The sequence below is a fragment of the Bradyrhizobium sp. IAR9 genome (assembly GCF_013408065.1).
In the GTDB taxonomy this organism is placed as follows: domain Bacteria; phylum Pseudomonadota; class Alphaproteobacteria; order Rhizobiales; family Xanthobacteraceae; genus Bradyrhizobium.
Window position 1 is genome coordinate 153,511 of the sequence record NZ_JACBZW010000004.1, and the last position, 16,821, is coordinate 170,331.

At 58.2% G+C, this 16,821-nt stretch carries 16 protein-coding genes; 11 read left to right on the forward strand and 5 right to left on the reverse strand.

What is annotated here, in order from left to right; all coding sequences use genetic code 11:
• Positions 1-30: 30 nt before the first annotated feature.
• The 3 genes from GGD67_RS13010 to GGD67_RS13020 form a co-directional block, all read right to left on the reverse strand.
• Positions 31-327: a hypothetical protein gene (locus tag GGD67_RS13010; RefSeq protein ID WP_179733244.1), complete on the reverse strand. Its 297-nt coding sequence runs from the start codon at positions 325-327 to the stop codon at positions 31-33.
• Between the two features lie 890 nt (positions 328-1,217).
• On the reverse strand, positions 1,218-3,017 hold the full coding sequence (locus tag GGD67_RS13015; RefSeq protein WP_409411346.1) for an HrpF/NolX family T3SS translocon protein: 1,800 nt from the start codon (positions 3,015-3,017) through the stop codon (positions 1,218-1,220).
• A gap of 1,510 nt (positions 3,018-4,527) precedes the next feature.
• Positions 4,528-5,229 (reverse strand): nodulation protein NolW, encoded by a 702-nt coding sequence (locus GGD67_RS13020; RefSeq protein WP_246790769.1) that lies wholly within the window; start codon positions 5,227-5,229, stop codon positions 4,528-4,530.
• A gap of 190 nt (positions 5,230-5,419) precedes the next feature.
• Here GGD67_RS13020 and GGD67_RS13025 point away from each other — a divergent pair, with 190 nt between their 5' ends.
• The 11 genes from GGD67_RS13025 to GGD67_RS13075 all read left to right on the forward strand — a co-directional run bounded on the left by GGD67_RS13025 (position 5,420) and on the right by GGD67_RS13075 (position 14,529).
• The gene (locus tag GGD67_RS13025; RefSeq protein WP_246790770.1) at positions 5,420-5,941 is read left to right on the forward strand and encodes a nodulation protein NolB; all 522 of its coding nucleotides are present in this window, start codon (positions 5,420-5,422) and stop codon (positions 5,939-5,941) included.
• Between the two features lie 32 nt (positions 5,942-5,973).
• On the forward strand, positions 5,974-6,813 hold the full coding sequence (sctJ, locus tag GGD67_RS13030) for a type III secretion system inner membrane ring lipoprotein SctJ (RefSeq protein ID WP_409411361.1): 840 nt from the start codon (positions 5,974-5,976) through the stop codon (positions 6,811-6,813).
• Positions 6,814-6,834: 21 nt separating this feature from the next.
• Positions 6,835-7,455, forward strand: coding sequence for a nodulation protein NolU (locus GGD67_RS13035; protein WP_179733248.1), 621 nt, complete (start codon positions 6,835-6,837; stop codon positions 7,453-7,455).
• On the forward strand, positions 7,452-8,075 hold the full coding sequence (gene sctL, locus GGD67_RS13040) for a type III secretion system stator protein SctL (RefSeq protein ID WP_179733250.1): 624 nt from the start codon (positions 7,452-7,454) through the stop codon (positions 8,073-8,075). Before GGD67_RS13035 ends, sctL begins: the two co-directional genes overlap by 4 nt.
• Complete coding sequence (sctN, locus tag GGD67_RS13045) at positions 8,072-9,427, forward strand: type III secretion system ATPase SctN (protein ID WP_312013679.1); 1,356 nt, start codon at positions 8,072-8,074, stop codon at positions 9,425-9,427. The genes sctL and sctN overlap by 4 nt, the downstream gene beginning before the upstream one ends.
• Entirely contained in the window at positions 9,403-9,939 is a 537-nt protein-coding gene (locus GGD67_RS13050; RefSeq protein ID WP_179733253.1) for a hypothetical protein, read from the forward strand. Before sctN ends, GGD67_RS13050 begins: the two co-directional genes overlap by 25 nt.
• Before the next feature lie 57 nt (positions 9,940-9,996).
• Positions 9,997-11,052, forward strand: coding sequence for a type III secretion system cytoplasmic ring protein SctQ (gene sctQ / locus GGD67_RS13055; protein ID WP_179733255.1), 1,056 nt, complete (start codon positions 9,997-9,999; stop codon positions 11,050-11,052).
• Positions 11,045-11,710 carry a type III secretion system export apparatus subunit SctR gene (gene sctR / locus GGD67_RS13060; RefSeq protein ID WP_104461810.1) on the forward strand — a complete coding sequence of 222 codons (666 nt, stop codon included), beginning with the start codon at positions 11,045-11,047 and terminating at the stop codon, positions 11,708-11,710. Before sctQ ends, sctR begins: the two co-directional genes overlap by 8 nt.
• Before the next feature lies 1 nt (position 11,711).
• The gene (locus GGD67_RS13065; protein ID WP_050403016.1) at positions 11,712-11,987 is read left to right on the forward strand and encodes an EscS/YscS/HrcS family type III secretion system export apparatus protein; all 276 of its coding nucleotides are present in this window, start codon (positions 11,712-11,714) and stop codon (positions 11,985-11,987) included.
• A gap of 692 nt (positions 11,988-12,679) precedes the next feature.
• A complete protein-coding gene (gene sctT, locus GGD67_RS13070; protein WP_179733257.1) occupies positions 12,680-13,495 on the forward strand; it encodes a type III secretion system export apparatus subunit SctT in 816 nt (271 codons plus the stop codon).
• Positions 13,492-14,529 (forward strand): EscU/YscU/HrcU family type III secretion system export apparatus switch protein, encoded by a 1,038-nt coding sequence (locus tag GGD67_RS13075; RefSeq protein WP_179733259.1) that lies wholly within the window; start codon positions 13,492-13,494, stop codon positions 14,527-14,529. The genes sctT and GGD67_RS13075 overlap by 4 nt, the downstream gene beginning before the upstream one ends.
• Before the next feature lie 194 nt (positions 14,530-14,723).
• Here GGD67_RS13075 and GGD67_RS13080 read toward each other — a convergent pair whose 3' ends face one another.
• Both GGD67_RS13080 and GGD67_RS13085 read right to left on the reverse strand, forming a co-directional pair.
• Positions 14,724-15,356 (reverse strand): CpaD family pilus assembly lipoprotein, encoded by a 633-nt coding sequence (locus GGD67_RS13080; RefSeq protein WP_179733261.1) that lies wholly within the window; start codon positions 15,354-15,356, stop codon positions 14,724-14,726.
• A 10-nt stretch (positions 15,357-15,366) separates the two neighbouring features.
• Positions 15,367-16,815, reverse strand: a complete 1,449-nt coding sequence (locus tag GGD67_RS13085) for a type II and III secretion system protein family protein (RefSeq protein ID WP_179733262.1) — start codon at positions 16,813-16,815, stop codon at positions 15,367-15,369.
• Between the last annotated feature and the right edge of the window lie 6 nt (positions 16,816-16,821).

The following is a 16,821-nucleotide window of genomic DNA, read 5'->3' on the forward strand; positions in this document are numbered from 1 at the left end:
TCCTATTTCCTAACGTCGCAACATGCGACGTCAGGAATCCTCCTCTGTCTCGGCCATGACATCGTCGAAATGGCTCATTGCACTATTCGCAACTTGGAGAGCAGCGGCTCCCAAAGCGGCGCTGAACGCTTGCTGCATAGCGGCTTCGTGCGAGTTGCCGCCCGGAGTGGACGCGCCGCCGTTTACGGGAATGTTTGCATCAGGCGATCGGGCATGATCGTCGCCCTCGCCAGGCTTGTGAGATCCTTTTTTGCCGCCGCTTTTGCCGCCAGCCGCATGGAGGTCAGCATCAACGTGCCCAGCGGCGCTAGAGCTCGTAACGCGCATCGGGTTCTCCTATGTCAATTCGATCGTGCCAATGGAGGCAGTTTCCATCCTCCACTATGCAAGTATTAGCTTTCGACAAGCTGACGAGTCGTAGAAAATGCAACGAGCCGATGGTCGATCATCATTATACGTCTTCACCAGCCGACCGTATTTGAACAAGTTGCCCGCGAAAGCTGGAGATCAGTGTTAAGACAAACAATCGTTTGTGGAGCTTGGTCGGGTGAGCACGTTGCTCATCGTTTCCAAAGCTTCAATAGCGAAATATCAAAGCCACCACTAACAAAAGCGTTTTGAGGCCGACGTGCTGCAATCTCGGGCTCACGTCCCTTGCGATGCCTCCGAGCTCTTTCGACAATTTGCTTGCAGGTGGAGCTTGACCTGGTCGGAGCGAGGCGGAAAGCCAGAGTGACGGCCGATTCAGCGGCCAAGAGCGGTCCCTCGGTCCTGGCGGGCCCATAGCAGATCCGTCAATCGCGACCTACTTTCAGGGAGACCGAGCAGAAGCCCGCCACTCGAGAAAGAGCCCTTCGGACTTCTACCGCTCTGGACCAATGTGCTCTCGATCCTTGCGCAACCGGCAGGCTCCGCGGCTGCGGCCGGTCTGTCGCGTAGTATTAATGCATCGCGGTCTTGACAGGCGGACGTATACAATCGATGTGAACTTCACAGCGGCAGACTGGGTTTGAGGTCGGATTCGAACGATCGAGTGCGGCCAACATAGTTTGTACGCAGTGAAGAGCCGAAATAAGTTCTTCGGATTCGGGGGCGGTCTCAAATATGCTGGTAGAGCTTGCGCGACCTACTGCTCGGCAGAGAGGCCCAACCGCGCGGAGGCCGCGCAAGCTCGATTAGCGTTCCAGCGTGATCCTGAGAAGATAGTGTCGCTCCGCCTAGGCGTTAGCGCCTGCAGCTTGCAAGCGCTCAGATTCGATGCGAGCCTTTAGGTTATTCAGATAATCCTCCGCATAGGACTGGGCCACCGAAACCGGCAGGTTGATGCCGGCCGTCGCGGCTTCTTGAATTGCCTGCTTCACCAAGCCTTCTCGCATTGCTAATTTGACCTCAGGTCCGGCGATGCAGCCCACCGCCTGTGCCGCAAGGCTCAGCCCGGCTTCTTCCAGCGCTTGCTTTATGTTGCCGCCACTGATGGCAGTGTGAAGAAGATTTGCAGCTTGCGCCTCGGCTTCGAGCACCATTGACGCCAGATCGGCCAATTCACCCAAGCCTGGAATGAAGCCAAGAACGCCGACTGCTGTCGCGGCCCAGTCGAATATTTTAGAGCCAACTTTGAGCACGTCATTAAGTGCGTGCATGAAGGCGCCACCGTTCTTTTTGGGAGACTTGATGTCGGGCTGGTCTGCCGCGCCCATCGTCATGTCCGCGACCGCGTCCTGCTCGGCAGGCGTTCGGACGGCATGCGTCTTCACTTGGTGAGCGGTGCGGTTCGCACCCGACATGTTGTTGAAGAACTGATTGAAATCGGTCTTGCTGATGTTGCCGGAATCGACCGTATGACCTCCGCCGAAGTCGAAGAACTTATGGTGGGTTTTGTAGCCCGTAATCGCGTTGTTCATCAACCCGAACAACACAGGATCGGAGAGCAGCTGGGAGGCCGCCTTTCGCACCTCGGGCGCGAGGCTCTTATCATCGACCATGCTCGCCAGTTTTTCTCGGGTCAGATCACCCTTTCCGAAGAATGCGTTTTGGTTCTTGCTGATCGTATTGAGCGTATCGAGCTCGGCTTGCGAGAGATTCATCGATGATGAAGCAACCTGCAGGAAGTCTTCTTTGTGGACCTTGTCTATCGAGCCACCGTACAAGTTCTTCCATCCATCCGGGTGGTCGAGGAAGTATTGAGCGGCCGCGAGGACCTGTGGCGGGCATTTGCCGGTTTTAGCTTCGCCGTCGACGATCCGCTTGAAATCCGCAAGGCTCAGGTTCTTAGGCAGGTTGTCGGAATAGCGATAGAGCTCGCGCAATGCATCGGTCTGGGTCATAACCGATGGCTCGCCATTCCGGGTGCCGTCGGAAGGGATGTAGTTTTGCGTATAGCTCTTTGCCCGCTGCTCCTGGAAAGCAGCAACCTGAGGGTGGTGATCGGAGAAGCCGGAGAGATCGCCTGCTTTGATCTTCCCGCCACAGCGACCGTCACCTTGCGAGCCTATCGCATAGAAGAGCTCTGGGTCCAGTTGCAGAGCCTCGATCGCCGCCTTTAGATCCGGTGGTGTGGAGGGATCGTTGGCCAAATCTCCAAGAGATTTCCAATCCAGCGGGCATTTGTCTTTGTGTCGGTTCAGCACCGACACAATCTGCAGCTCGGCATCAGTCAGCGTGCCGCTGTTCCACGTGATCCTGGAGCTTTGTACGGGTGCCTCTGCAATCTTCGGGGCGCTCGCAGCGGAGGAGGACTCCGCGGAGGATGGCTCTGGGGCCTGCTGACATGCGTCCAGTGCGGCCTTGATCTCCGGCGGGAGGATGTTCCGCACCTCCTGCGTCAGTTCCTCCGTCAGCTGCTTGGCCGAGTCTGCAGCCGGCGGATCCTGTGGAGTGGAACGGTCATCGGCATTGTCTTTCAACGAGAAACTAGCCAGCATCGCCTCGAAATTTGAAAGATCCTGCGCCGATGAGGGCCCGGGGGCCAGGCCGGACAAACTCGAGCTGGCGGTTATCGATAGGTTGTTGACTGACATTATACGTCCTCTGATTTGAGATCGCACCACAAGCCGGTGATGTGGCGCAGCCCGAGAATCGCGACGAACAACGAGCAAGAAATGTCGATAGGCTTCGATGGCTCCTACCACTCGCTTCCGATTGCTCAGTGCGCCCCCCGCGCTCAGTTCCGCTACAATCTATAGGCACATCGCCATCTAGATATTCACGCCACATGGTAGGTTCGATTAGCTTTCCAAAAGCTGACGGCGCTCAGAGGTTTCACAACGAGACGCGCAATGATGGTGTGAGAGGCGGTGATGGGTTCTCGATATCGGAATCGGCTTGCTTGTTATGCTCGATCGCTCGCCTCCGGGCCAACTAGTCCGAATAAGCGAGGCCGAGTCTGCCGCTCTGGGGATGGTCACGTGCGCTGATTCGTGAAACAACGTCGCAGGTCTCCGCAGCATCTTATGGTGAAATCACCCACGCGTAGCGACCTCGCGCCTGCGCCCAACGAGAGTGTTGGCGCTTGCGTAGATGCTTGAAAAAGCCGACGGTATTGTGCGGGGCCTATTGCCCCGAGCGGATCGAAGCTCAGCTGCACTCGGCATTCTTCATGTCATCATGCTTAGCCGCTTGGCGAGTGTTCGCTCGAACCTGCAGGCCAAAGGGAAGGGTCCAGCGACGGCTTGAGACGAATAAGACCTTCTTCTCGCCATTCCGCCGTGTGAGGCACACCCAGGATGGTGAACGTTGTTGTCCGGACATCCCTGGTAGGTTTGAGATCGCGGCTTGTTAGCATTTCGATCTGAGCGGGCGTAGCGGTTTGGCCAGTGAAGACCCAGTCGTCCTTGGCGCGACGACCGTTCGCCATGGCGAAATCTCCAATTTCCGGCGGAGCAATCCGTGCGTGCAACGAGGGCCAGCTTGAGACGGTCCAGCGTGAGGTGACCCGGCCCGCATGAGCCAAGGCTCAAGATCTTGCCAAGCTCCGAAATCGGAGGCGTCCGCGCGATGTTGAGCGATCGGCTGTTGGGAATTGGACCGCTCGCCGCCGCTCAACGATGGCTCGACACGCGATGATCTGCCTCCGAGTTCCTGCCAAATTAGGTCCTGGCTGTATTCGGGTATTTCATGCAATGCCATTAGTTCACGCTCAAACTCCCTTGGACCGGCGGGCGATGAGGACGAGTGGGACTTCTGGGCTGTTGTCCGCCCGGCTTAGCGCGTTCAAGTCCATCCTGTTCGTCCTTTTGGACACGGAGTGGCTTTCATTCTTATGCGACGAAGCTCATTTGCATGACGGACTTCGTGGAGTTGTTCAAAAGATCGCATGAGGCGCTAAAGTGCCAAAGCACGCTCACCGATGCTGCTGGCTAGAATTCTGGTTCGCATCCGTGGCTCCGGTTTGGACGTTTATTACGCCACCCTGCGGCAATCGGCCATCTACACATCCGCGCTCTGACAGTGGCAGCAGTAGCTTTCGAAAAGCTGAGAGGGCATAAGCAGGCGCATTGCATCTCTTCCAGGCCATCTGTTGTCATCAAGTCATTTCTTACCTGCATCGGGTGTTTGGACCACGCCGTCTTGATGTGGTGCCTCCGGCGAAGGAGCGTCATTCGGTCGTCCTTCGCGAATGACCACGCTGGAGGATCCCCGAAACAGCATCAAAACCGACTCGTGCGGCGGCTTTTCGGCGCCGCTCGGGTTTCGCCGTGCCTGTGCCTCCGCCGCAAGTCCTTTCACTGTTTGCTCCACAAGCGCGACAAAGCGCGGTGGACCAGAGGTGAAGACGAGGCCATCTCCCGGTACGGGTCTCACGATGTAACGCTCGTCGGAGACGTTGAGCGCATCGAGTGCCGCCTTGAACGCATCAAAGCTGATTGGACTCAAGACCAAAAGGCGGCTTTGCGCCTCATGCGCATCGGATACGTAGAGCACCAGCCCATCGTAGTACCATTGAAGATTGTAGAGATTAATCAACCGTTCGAGGAACTCTCGCGGTGGGAGATCCGGCATTCGCCCGCGAATCCGCCCCTTCACCCCGGTGCTGACATTGACCCTAATATTTAGGTTGTTTCCGAATTCCTGCAGTGCGGCCGCGAGGTCCTGATCCAGAACTGTGTAACTGTAAGGCGTCGATGGCAGCGCCAGGGGAGCGCCGAGCGCCTCGACGACGCCAAAGCAAATGAAAACACCAGCATAGAGAGCTTTCTTCAAGATGTGCAGCCTTGTGGATGGGATGAGCATTCCTGCTATTTTTACACTTGAGAACAAGCACCGGAATTTGTCCCAAAATTTGGAAGCCGATGCTTCGTCTCAAATTGGAAGCTAACCGTGATCATTAGATGACAGATGCTCGTCAGTTTTTGGTCAGCTTGCTTTTCTAAGGTGCGGCCCATCCGTGTGAACGAACGGCTCATCTCACCACGTGACAGAAATGATTTCCTCCATGTTGTTTGGCGTTACGTCGATCTCTGCCAACTCCGTCGAGTGTGCCTCCAACGGCTGTTCGCCGGCACACGCTCAGTTTGGTGAGAGTCTTGCGCAGGAGGCCTCGAACCAAGGTGTCGCCTCTTCTGTGACCGAGCGCGCGCCAGCTCCATCGCTGCCGGAAGTGCAGCGCGCAGTAGCGCCGGCGAGCCCGCTAGGCGATCGCGTCCTTCAGAGCATTTCTGCTATCCACCAGGGCAAACCATTTCCGTCGGGTGCAGTTTCGCCGACGCTCGTCGGCGAGCCTGATCCTACCAAGAGTCTGCAACTTGGGCCGGCCGCGCAACCGGTGTTGCGTGTGCAGCAAGTGGAGGTACATCCAGTGGGCAAACCGGAGGGTGTGGATCATTTCGACTCGGCGCTGGCGAATCTGCGGGATGTTTACAACGGCGTCATCCAGGTTTCGCTCATCTCCAAGGGGACAGGTGCTGTCAGTTCATCTCTGAATAAGCTTCTATCGGCGGGCTGAGTGGGCCGTTGGCTGTCTTGACGAAGGACAAGATCGGTAAGGGACGGCCCGCAAGAAAGCGGCTTGATGCTCTCGTCCTGTTGCTGCTTTTGCTGACCCTCGCCGGTTGCAAAGCTGATCTGTATACCAAAGTTCAGGAGCGTGAAGCCAACGAGATGCTTGGGCTGCTCCTGAGCAAGGGCGTCGATGCCATCCGTGTCGTCGGTAAGGATGGGACCAGCACAATTCAGGTGGAAGAAAGGCAGCTCGCCTACTCAATCGAGCTGCTGAATGACCATGGCTTGCCGCGCCAATCCTTCAAAAGCCTTGGTGAGGTGTTCAAGGGAGCGGGCCTCGTTGCTTCTCCGGTTGAGGAGCGAGCCCGCTACGTCTATGCACTCAGTGAAGAATTGTCGCGCACGATCAACGATATCGATGGGGTTCTCTCCGCCCGTGTTCATGTCGTTCTGCCGAAGAATGATCTTTTGCGACAGGATGCAACCCCGTCCTCGGCGTCGGTTTTCATTCGACACGCCTCCAACGCGAAGCTCTCAGCCTTGCTGCCGCAGATTAAGATGCTCGTCGCCAACAGCATCGAAGGTCTATCGTACGACAAGGTGGCGGTCGTGTTCGTGCCGGTTGAGCGAGCTCAGCATGAGGTCTCCGTTGTCCCAGCGGCAGCTTCCGCCGAACCAACCAAATTCATCGCAACTCACATCGCGATCAGTGCAGGAGGTGCGCTCGCCGCGTTGGCCATTCTATCTTACGTGCTGCTGAGCACACGTGGGCGACAGCTTCGTCAATCCTGGCGCAAAGTGACAAATCTCGGCAGAGGTGCCAGCAAGCCAGCGGTCCAGTCCGCCGGCAAAAAACTGTCCTCCGATCCGAAATAGGCGGCAAGCAGGTCCGTATCGATGGCATCCACTGACCCAAATCATTCACTCAACGCGCATTCCGATCGCCTGCGCGAGCTTGCCGCTTTGATTCATCCCGGCAGGTTTGCCGGCCATCTTGATGGGCTCCTGTCGGCCGCCACAGTGCTGCAGCTGCAGAAGACTCCGAGACTGCAGCAAAGACTGGTCGAATTGCTAATGGGCAGTGAGCTGGTCTCGAACGGAGCCCACTGGGGTAGGGACGTTCTGCTCGGGCATGATCCGCGTCGGGCGGCCCTGCTCGCCGGCAGTATCTGGCATGCCCGTTCGGTGCTCAAGCTTGTGTCAAAGCACGATGTAGCGATCCTGATCGAAAATATTGGTGCGGAAGCTCATGCTTTCGCAATCCGACACTTATCCAGCGCCGTCGCAACCACATCGATTGACGATCCGCAGAAGCTCGCGAGCCAGATTGAACATGACGGATGTGCCTGCCTTGGTGCTTGGCTCAAGGACGCAACAGAGCTTGACCGTGTGCGCGTTCTTTTCCGCTTACCTGTGGGGACCACCGCCGAATCCCCAGCAGCCGAACACCACACTTCAGCGGGTCAGTTACTGTCTTTGGTGGTGGCCCACTTGGCCACGGAGAAGCCAGCGGCATGACGGCCAACGAAACAGTCTTGCCAGATAGCCCGCGGATACGGCCGCTTGGTCCGCTCATACCAGCCGCGGAACTTGGTATCTGGTACGATGCGGTGCAAACGCGCGCGCTAGCCGAGCGATATCTGCGGCAGGTTCGCAGTTGGGCAAGGAAAGCCTATCAGCAGGAGCGGGAGCGCGGCCATTGCGAAGGTCTTAGGTCAGGCTCGGACGAAATGGCACAGCTGATCGCCCGAGCTGCTTCCGATGTGGCCCGGCGAAAAGCCGTTCTGCAACGGGAGTTGCCACAGCTCGTGATTGAGATATTGAGCGATTTGTTGGGCTCCTTTGATCCGGGTGAGATGTTGGTAAGGACCGTTCGTCACGCCATCGAGCAAAGATATGGCAGCGCAGAAGTATGCCTTCACGTGTCTCCTGTGAATGCTGATGCACTAAGGCATGAATTCGTGGCGTTCGATGGAACGGATAGTCGGCCGAAAGTCAGAATTGATCCGGACCCGGCCGTGGGGCCCGACCAGTGCGTTCTGTGGAGTGAGTTCGGCAGTGTCGATTTAGGACTTGCCGCGCAGCTCCGCACATTGCGTCTCAGCCTTAATCCATCTTCTCAGGAAAGCGCTCCGTGACGACGCAACGATCAGGCCATGATCAATCCGCCGGAGAAGGAGATGTGCATGCGGCGATAGCATCTCTAAGATTCGCGGCAAAGGATGTCGATACGCGTGCCGTGCGGGGACGGATCACGCGTGCGATCGGCACCTTGCTCCATGCCGTATTGCCGGGAGCCCGCGTTGGAGAACTTTGCCTCTTGCAGGATCATGCTTCCGGATGGTCACTTGAAGCGGAAGTCATCGGTTTGCTGCCGGACGGGGTGTTGCTGACGCCCATTGGCGATCTGGTGGGCTTGTCCCACCGGGCGGAAGTGCTCCCGACCGGGCGCATGCAGGAGGTGTCAGTCGGGCCCGACCTTCTCGGCCGCGTGATCGATAGCTTCGGCCGTCCACTCGATGGCAAGGGGCCGATAAAGACGGTCCACACCTGTCCGCTCCGCGGCAAGGCGCCCAACCCGATGAGGCGGCGTGGCATCGAGCAGCCGTTTCCGCTCGGCGTTCGCGTGCTGGATGGACTTCTGACGTGTGGCGAAGGTCAGCGGATCGGAATCTATGGAGATGCCGGTTGCGGTAAGTCGACGCTGATGTCGCAAATTGTAAAAGGCGCGGCCGCAGATGTCACCGTGGTTGCGCTCATAGGAGAGCGTGGACGCGAGGTGCGTGAATTCATCGAACGTCATATTGGAGATGCCCTTGCTCGCACGATCGTTGTCGTTGAGACATCCGATCGATCGGCAATGGAGCGGGCTCAATGCGCTCATATGGCGACCGCACTCGCCGAGTATTTTCGTGATCAAGGGCTGCAGGTCGTTCTGATGATGGATTCGCTGACCCGCTTTAGCCGTGCGATGCGCGAAATCGGCCTTGCCGCAGGAGAACCTCCTACCCGGCGCGGCTTTCCTCCTTCCGTCTTTGCGCTGCTGCCTGGTCTGTTGGAGCGTGCCGGTATGGGCGAGCGGGGCTCGATCACGGCATTCTATACCGTGCTTGTCGAGGGTGACGGCACGGGCGATCCGATCGCCGAGGAGTCGCGCGGCATTCTCGATGGTCATATCATTCTTTCGCGCGCGCTGGCCTCGCGGGAGCATTTTCCCGCCATCGACGTGCTGTCGAGCCGAAGTCGTGTCATGGATGCGGTCGCCTCTGGTCCACATCGCAACGCGGCATCCGTCTTCCGCGATCTGCTCTCGCGCTACAATGAGGCTGAGTTCCTGATCAAGGTCGGTGAATACAAGCCGGGCAGCGATCCACTGACTGATCGGGCAATCGATTCAATCGAGGAACTGCGCGCATTCTTGCGCCAGGGACGGGACGAGCCGTCTAGCTTTGAGGAGACCGTTTCTTGGATGTCGCGTCTGACGGCCTGAATCTCGTGCAAGCGTCGAAATTGCGGCTGGTGAAAGACATGAGAGAGCGAAGCGCGCTTCGTGAATTGTCGAACATGGAAGCCAGGCGCCGAATTGCGGTCGAAGCGCTGCAGCGAGCGTCTGAGAATCTTGAAGGCGCGGAGAATCGTCGCGCCATGGTCGAAGCTGAACTTTATCAGGAGCTGGCGTCGATCAAGACGATGTCGGTGACCGAGCTCGATCGTCGCTGTCAACTCGTCCTTGGGCGACTGGCAGCACAGATCGAATCGGCACGCCAGGCGCGTGAGCAGGCGCGCGTCGCGCATGAGCAGGCTCAGCGGTCAGTGAATGAGGCGCGGACCATATGGGCCAAGCGTTCGGCGGCGAGCCAGAAATGGGAGGAGATTGAGGGCGATGTCCGGCGCACTACTGCTGCCCGTTCGGAGTGTGCAGCCGAAATCGATGCCGACGACGAGGTTTTGCTCCGATATCAGGGTGGTTCGCGCAGCCAAGCGGTCGGTGGCTCGACCTGATGGCTCGTTCTCTTATCACGTCGCGAACTGCGCCCGTGGAACCTGTCGGTAAATGCCGTGGGTGAACCCGCACTATTTCAGCCAGCGGTAAAGTTGTCGCATGGTGTGGTCTCGTGGCTCAACGAGGTCGCCGCACCACGCACGGTTCTGCAGAGCCGCCTTGGCGATAAGCCGCTATCGATCCGTATAAGCCGGCTTGTTTGGCAGGCCGAGCCATATGCCATGTCGATGCTCGACTGCGTATTTTGCGCCGGAGGCGAGACCGCTGTCTTGTCCTTGCCCCGCCTTCTCGTCGAGGCGCTGATTTCAGTGGTCCAGTATGGCCTTACTTTACCTTCCGACCCAACCCGCTCGCTGCTTCTCGAACTTGCTCTGGAACCTTGGCTCGCTCGATTAGAGATCATGCTCGCGCGGAATTTGCAGCTGATCCGCATCGAAGACGCGACGGCAAAAGACCCCTATTTGGAGCTTGACGTTACCTTCGGACCGCTGGCCGCCAAGGCCCGCCTGTTCTTGTTCGCGCCACTTGACGGTCTGGTTCCGTCTGCGTTTCGTGTGTTAGGCGAGTTGATCGGCCAATTACCGCGAGACTTAGGCAAGATTTCTTCGGAATTGCCGGTCGTGATTGCGAGAGAGATCGGCGCGCTGCGGGCGCCCGTCAGGCTTCTTCGTCAAGCACAGCCCGGCGACGCACTGCTGCCCGACGTCATTCCATTTGCCCATGCCCAGCTCATCCTCGCTGCGGACAAGTTGTGGGCGCCGGCGCAGGTCGCGGGCGACAGACTTATCCTTCGGGGACCATTCCGCCTGCAGTCCCATCCTCTAAGGTATGCAAATATGACGATACGATCCCAAGCGGAGCAAGCAATCCCGCCCTCGGAAGCCGACATCGACAGTGTTGAGATCACGCTCGTGTTCGAATGCGGCCGCTGGCCCATCCCGCTGGGTACGTTGAGAAGCATCAACGAGGGGCACGTGTTCGAGCTTGGCCGGCAGCTGGACGGTCCGGTCGACATTGTCGCCAACGGTCAATTGATCGGCCGCGGCGACATCGTACGTGTCGGTGAAGCGTTGGGCATCCGGTTACGTAGCAGGTTGGCGGTCAATGGTTGACATTCAACCGAGCATCCTTGCGCTTGTTGCGGCGACCGTCGGCCTTGGCCTGTTGACGTTCGCAGTCGTCACAACGACGGCGTTCATCAAGGTTTCCGTCGTTCTCTTCCTGATCCGCAACGCGCTCGGCACTCAGTCGATACCACCGAACATCGTTCTGTATGGCGCTGCATTGATCCTTACCGTGTTCATAGACGCCCCGGTATTCGAGCAAACATACAACCGCGTGACCGATATGCAACTTCGTTACCAAACCACCGACGACTGGTTGACCGCCGCCAAGGAGGGCAGCGAGCCGCTACGCGCCCACCTCAAGAAGTTCACCACTGAGGAGCAGCGCACGTTCTTCCTGTCGTCGACAGAACATATCTGGTCGGAGGAGATGCGCGGCAACGCAACAGCCGATGATTTTGCGATCCTGGTGCCGTCCTTTTTGATCTCCGAGCTTAAGCGTGCGTTTGAAATCGGTTTCCTTCTCTATCTTCCGTTCGTCACAATTGACCTGATTGTGACGACAATTCTGATGGCCATGGGCATGTCAATGGTGTCACCAACAATGATATCCGTTCCTTTCAAGCTTTTTCTGTTCGTCACAATCGACGGCTGGTCACGGCTCATGCACGGACTGGTCTTAAGCTACGCATCTCCGGGGAGTTGAGATGGACGAGGCCAGCATCCTCACCCACGTGAGCCGATCACTGGTCCTGTTCATGATCTGGGTTCTACCGCCGCTCCTGGCAGCCCTCGTGGCCGGATTGGGTATCGGCATCGTGCAGGCAGCAACCCAGCTCCAGGATCAAACCTTGCCGCTTACCGTGAAGCTCCTCGTCGTCGTCGCCGTGCTCGTTCTGTTTGCTCCGGTGCTGAGCGCGCCGCTGATCGAGCAAGCCCAGCATATATTCACTGAGTTCCCCGCGCTCACAGCGAGGTATTAGTGCGCGGAACGCACGGCTGTCTAAGTTTTAGCTATAGCGCGTTTGTCGGCCTTGATTGTGAACCACAAAAGGGCGAGTTCGTCAGCTTATCGAAAGCTCGCCTCACTAGCATGCGACGGATAAATATCCGAACTGTCCTGTTCGGCTCCGTGAGCCTGCCATATTCGGAGGGAGAATGACCCCATTTGGAAGTTCTATCCAATCGATTTAGGTTTTGCTTCGACGACGGAATTACCTGCTGAGACCTCGTCCTCGATGCATTGCCTGGCGAGTTGTCGACGCAGTGAACGGGCGAACCGCCTTGATTGCAAGCGGCCCCACGATTCTGGCGTTCTGGTGAATGAGCCTGCGAATGAAGGTGCCGCTCGAGACCGATCTCCAATGACTGCGAAATTGATGGAAGCTTTGGGGCCCTCAGATCTCCAAACCGCGCTGCGGCCGGTGAGAGCGGAAGAAGCGTGGCTTGTAGGCCGCGCAGCGGCGCGATTTCGCCGGTGCTCTCATCGAATGGTCATACCTCTGCGCCGGATGGCTGTAGTCATATGGATGGTTGAAGCCGAAGTCATCTGCCTTGTGGGCCTGTCACTCTGCAACCGCTGGGACATGAGATCTGCACAGTTCTTGACGTCTCACATCATGGCGACGTGAGTGCGACGGTTGCATTGGCTGAAGGAACGACGAACTGAGCTCAAATGGATGCCTTGTCACCCACCGAGACGCAAACTCTGATTCAGACTGCTGTCGAGTTCGTCGTTGCGGCCGGACTTGGCGCGGCCCGGGCCCTCGGCATTATGCTGGTTCTTCCGGTATTCACGCGACCGCATATTGGCGGGATTATCCGCGCAAGCGCGACGGTTGTGATTGGATTGCCTTGCTTGATGCAGATCAGGAACGGCTTGCAGACACTAGATCCGGGCACCCGCATGCTTGCGGTCTCGCTCCTCGGTTTGAAGGAGATATTTATCGGCCTGCTGTTCGGTTTTCTGCTTAGTATACCACTTTGGAGCATCCAGGCCGTTGGTGACATCATTGATACCCAGCGCGGCATCTCCAGCCAGGTGGACGATCCTGCCACACGCAGTCAAACCGCCCCGATGGGGCTCTTTCTCGGGACTGCCGCGGTTACGATCTTCGTTGTATCAGGAGGTCTGCAGACCATGGTCAGATGCCTCTATGGAAGTTATCTGATCTGGCCCGTGTATCGGCTGCTACCGCCCCTGACCCACCAAGGGGCAATGGAGTTTATCGGGCTTCTCGACCATATCATGCATACGACCCTCGTGGTCGCCGGGCCCGTGCTGGCTCTGCTGCTTCTGATCGACGTATCCCTCATGCTGCTCGGGCGCTTTGCGCCGCAAATCAAGCTGAGCGATCTCTCTCCGACCATCAAGAATGCCGCCTTTGGCATCATTATGGTCAGCTACGCCGTCTTCCTGATCGAATATATGCAAGCAGAGATCATTCGGTTCAACGGCGTGCTAGAGTGGCTCGAGAAGTTCTTGAAATGAACGACACGAGCGAAGAGAAAAACCTTCCACCAAGTCACAAGAAGCTGAGGGACGCGCGTAAGAAAGGGCAGAGCCCGCGCAGCGCCGACTTTGTGACCGCGGCAAGCCTTTGCGCTGGTTTCGGCTGCCTGTGCTTCAGGGCGGGCCCGATCGAAGACGGATGGCGCGAAGCCGTGCGGCTCACCGACAAGCTGCAGGAACAGCCCTTCAACAGTGCGGCCCGGCAGGCGTTGGTCGGATTGATGGACCTTTCTATAACAGCCGCGGCTCCCATCCTAGGTGCGGCGGTTGTTGCGGCGATTTTGGCCGGTGTCTTGGCCGGCGGCGGGCTGACTATTTCGGTTGAGCCGCTTAAACCCAGCTTTGAAAAATTGGACCCCGTCAAAGGGCTGAAGCGGATTTTCTCCCAGCGGTCGGTTGTCGAGCTTGGAAAGTCTATCGTCAAGGTGTTGGTTCTTGGCGCTACGTTCGTTTTCACTGTGCTCGCAAGTTGGAGGGCACTGGTATACTTGCCCGTGTGCGATTTGAGCTGCTTTGGTTTTGTCTTTAAAGAGCTCAAAGTGCTGATCGCGATTGCTGCCGGCGCTCTTCTGATTGGCGGCTTGGCCGATCTGCTCATTCAGCGTTGGTTGTTCTTGCGCGACATGCGCATGACGCAGAGCGAAGCCAAGCGCGAGTCCAAGGAACAGGATGGTAATCCGCAGATCAAGGGTGAACACCGCAGGCTCCGCCGGGAGTCGGCGAACGAGTCTCCGCTCGGCATCCATCGGGCGACAGTGATACTGACGGGGCGAGCGACATTGATTGGGCTGCGCTACGTTCGGGGCGAGACCGGCGTCCCGGTACTGGTGTGCCGCGGCGAGGGCGAGACGGCTTCACAGTTACTGGCGGAGGCGCGCGCCCAACGTCTGAGCATTGTCGAGGATCATGTGTTGGCGCGTCAGCTGATCCGAAAAGGTGCGATGGGCAAGGCCGTTCCGATGGAGTGTTTCGAGAGGGTTGCGAAGGCAGTCTTTGCCGCCGGCCTAGTTTAGCGTCGCGCAAAACAGCGATTCGCTCAAATCTCTAGTCAACGACCTAACTGTCCCAGAACCTGATCTGCAAGCTGCACGATCCCAAGAAAAGGACGAGCAAAGATTGGATTCCAGGAGGCTCGTCGCCGATTCCAAGACTGATATGGACAAGAATGGCCAACCGACGTTCATGCTGCTCGGGTCTTACGAGCCGCCTATTGGGTTTCTGGCGCAACCCTGTTATGCGTTTCATCCGCCAAATTGCTCCTGTTGCCCGCCGACGTGGCCCCACGTGCGATGATGGGAAGCACTGCACGATCACCACTGGTCGGCATGACAGCGCCATTGCCTAACAAGTCGCCAGGTTCATTGACCATGACCGCAAGATTATGCCGGACTGAGCAGCCAAGGGTTGGATTGAACGAATTGTCGTTCACTGTAGGACCGACGATGGAGAGCGAGGGGCAGAGCGGAGGATGGGCTTCGAAAGTGATCGCTTCGATCCTCACCCCGGAACGAGCCGGAAAATCCACACGAGAAGCGGACAGGCGGATGTTGTAGGTGGCAACGCCCATTGCGCGAGCCTCGTGGGCCACCTGTGCAATGAGTCTAGGTGGGCCGATGACGCCCACATGGAGGGCATCCAGCCGGCCGCGACTGGTCGCTGCAATGAAGCTTCGCAGCCGATGCCGTTCGGAACCACGAAGGCTCTGCAGGAACAGCACGCTACTCTTCTGCTCGACCTGGATCTCTTGGTCAGCCGGCGCGGGCTGGATCGAAGCAGTAATTGCGCAGCCCCCCAATGTTGCTCCAATAACGATCGGGTAGCACAGATGTCGCAAAGTCATTTGGCGAACCTCATTCGATAATAAAGCCGGCGCTGCCGGTCAATCCTGGTGCGCTGGCGCGAGGCGCATCGCGCTCTCGCGGCGGCCGGGCCACCGTGTTCGTCAAAATCCGCCCCGCGTCTGAGGGCGGTGAGATGCGGTCGCTCGGCGCACTCATCCGGTTCGGATTCGGTCCGGGCCGCACGATGTAGGGCGTGACAATAATGACCAGCTCGGTTTCACGTTTTTGAAACGATGAGGAGCGAAAAAGCGCGCCCAGGATCGGCACATCGCCGAGCCAGGGAAACTCGCCGATATCAGTGTTGAAGTTGCGCCTGATGAGGCCGCCGATCGCAAAGCTCTGACCGCTGGCGAGCTCGACCACGGTGCTCGCCCGCCGAGTCGAGAGGGCAGGGACCGCCATGCCATTTATTTTGACTTCGCCTTCGCTCGACAATTCGCTGACTTCGGGCTTCACACGGACATTGATCTGATTATTGTTGAGAACCGTCGGAACGAACTCGAGGCTCACGCCGAACTGGCGAAATTGGACGGAAACCTGCCGGTTGTCCTGCATCACCGGAATGGGGAATTCGCCGCCGGCGAGGAAGCTTGCGGCTTCGCCGGACATGGCCGTTAGATTCGGCTCAGCCAGGATTGAGGCGAGGTGCTCGCTCGCGAGAGCGTCGAGAACAGCGCTCAGGTTGGTATTGCCGGCGCTAAACCCAATCCCGATCGTGCCGCCGCCGCCGGCCGCGCCGGACCCGCCCCCTTTGCCGGTCACAAGGAAAGCGCCGTTTGGGCTCGAGGCCGTGAAGTTGATGTTGAGATCCTTGACGGCGCTGCGGGAGACTTCTGCCACCCGTACGCTGAGATTTACCTGCAATGAGCCGGCGACCTGGATCTTGTTGACCACCAGCGCGCCCGCGCCAAGAAACTGCTCAGTGACCTTCCTGGCGGTCTCGACCACATCGGCATTAGGCGCAGTACCGCTAAGGATCGCGCCGCGCGGGGTATAGCTGACCTGAATTGGATAGTCCCCGACCTCGGCCTTAAGCGCGGCCCGCAGATCCTCGATCGGTTGAGTGACGACAACACGCAGCTCGGCGAGAGCCTCTCCGTTGTCGTTCAGGGCAAACAGGCTCGTCCGTCCGGCCTTTTTGCCAAACACGAAAATCGTGGTGTTCGATGGCGCCTGATAATCCGCAATCGCCGGGTCGGCTATAAAAATGCTCGCAGCCGGCCCGGTCAGATGAACTGTCTTGCCCTGTGAGGAGGTAAGGTTGATCGTGCCCGTGGTGCTGCCAGGCGCCGCACGTGGCGGTTCCCCTCTGCCATCCCGCTTTGTCTGAGCTGTGACAGCAAGCGGAAATAGCAGAGCGAGTGCGCACAGGACGTAGCAGAGGCGGGGAAAAGCCGCATAGTGCGAGCCGCTGGCGACCATCGGCGGCTCGCCGGCGTCATTGTTAACCACGTTCAAGGGAGT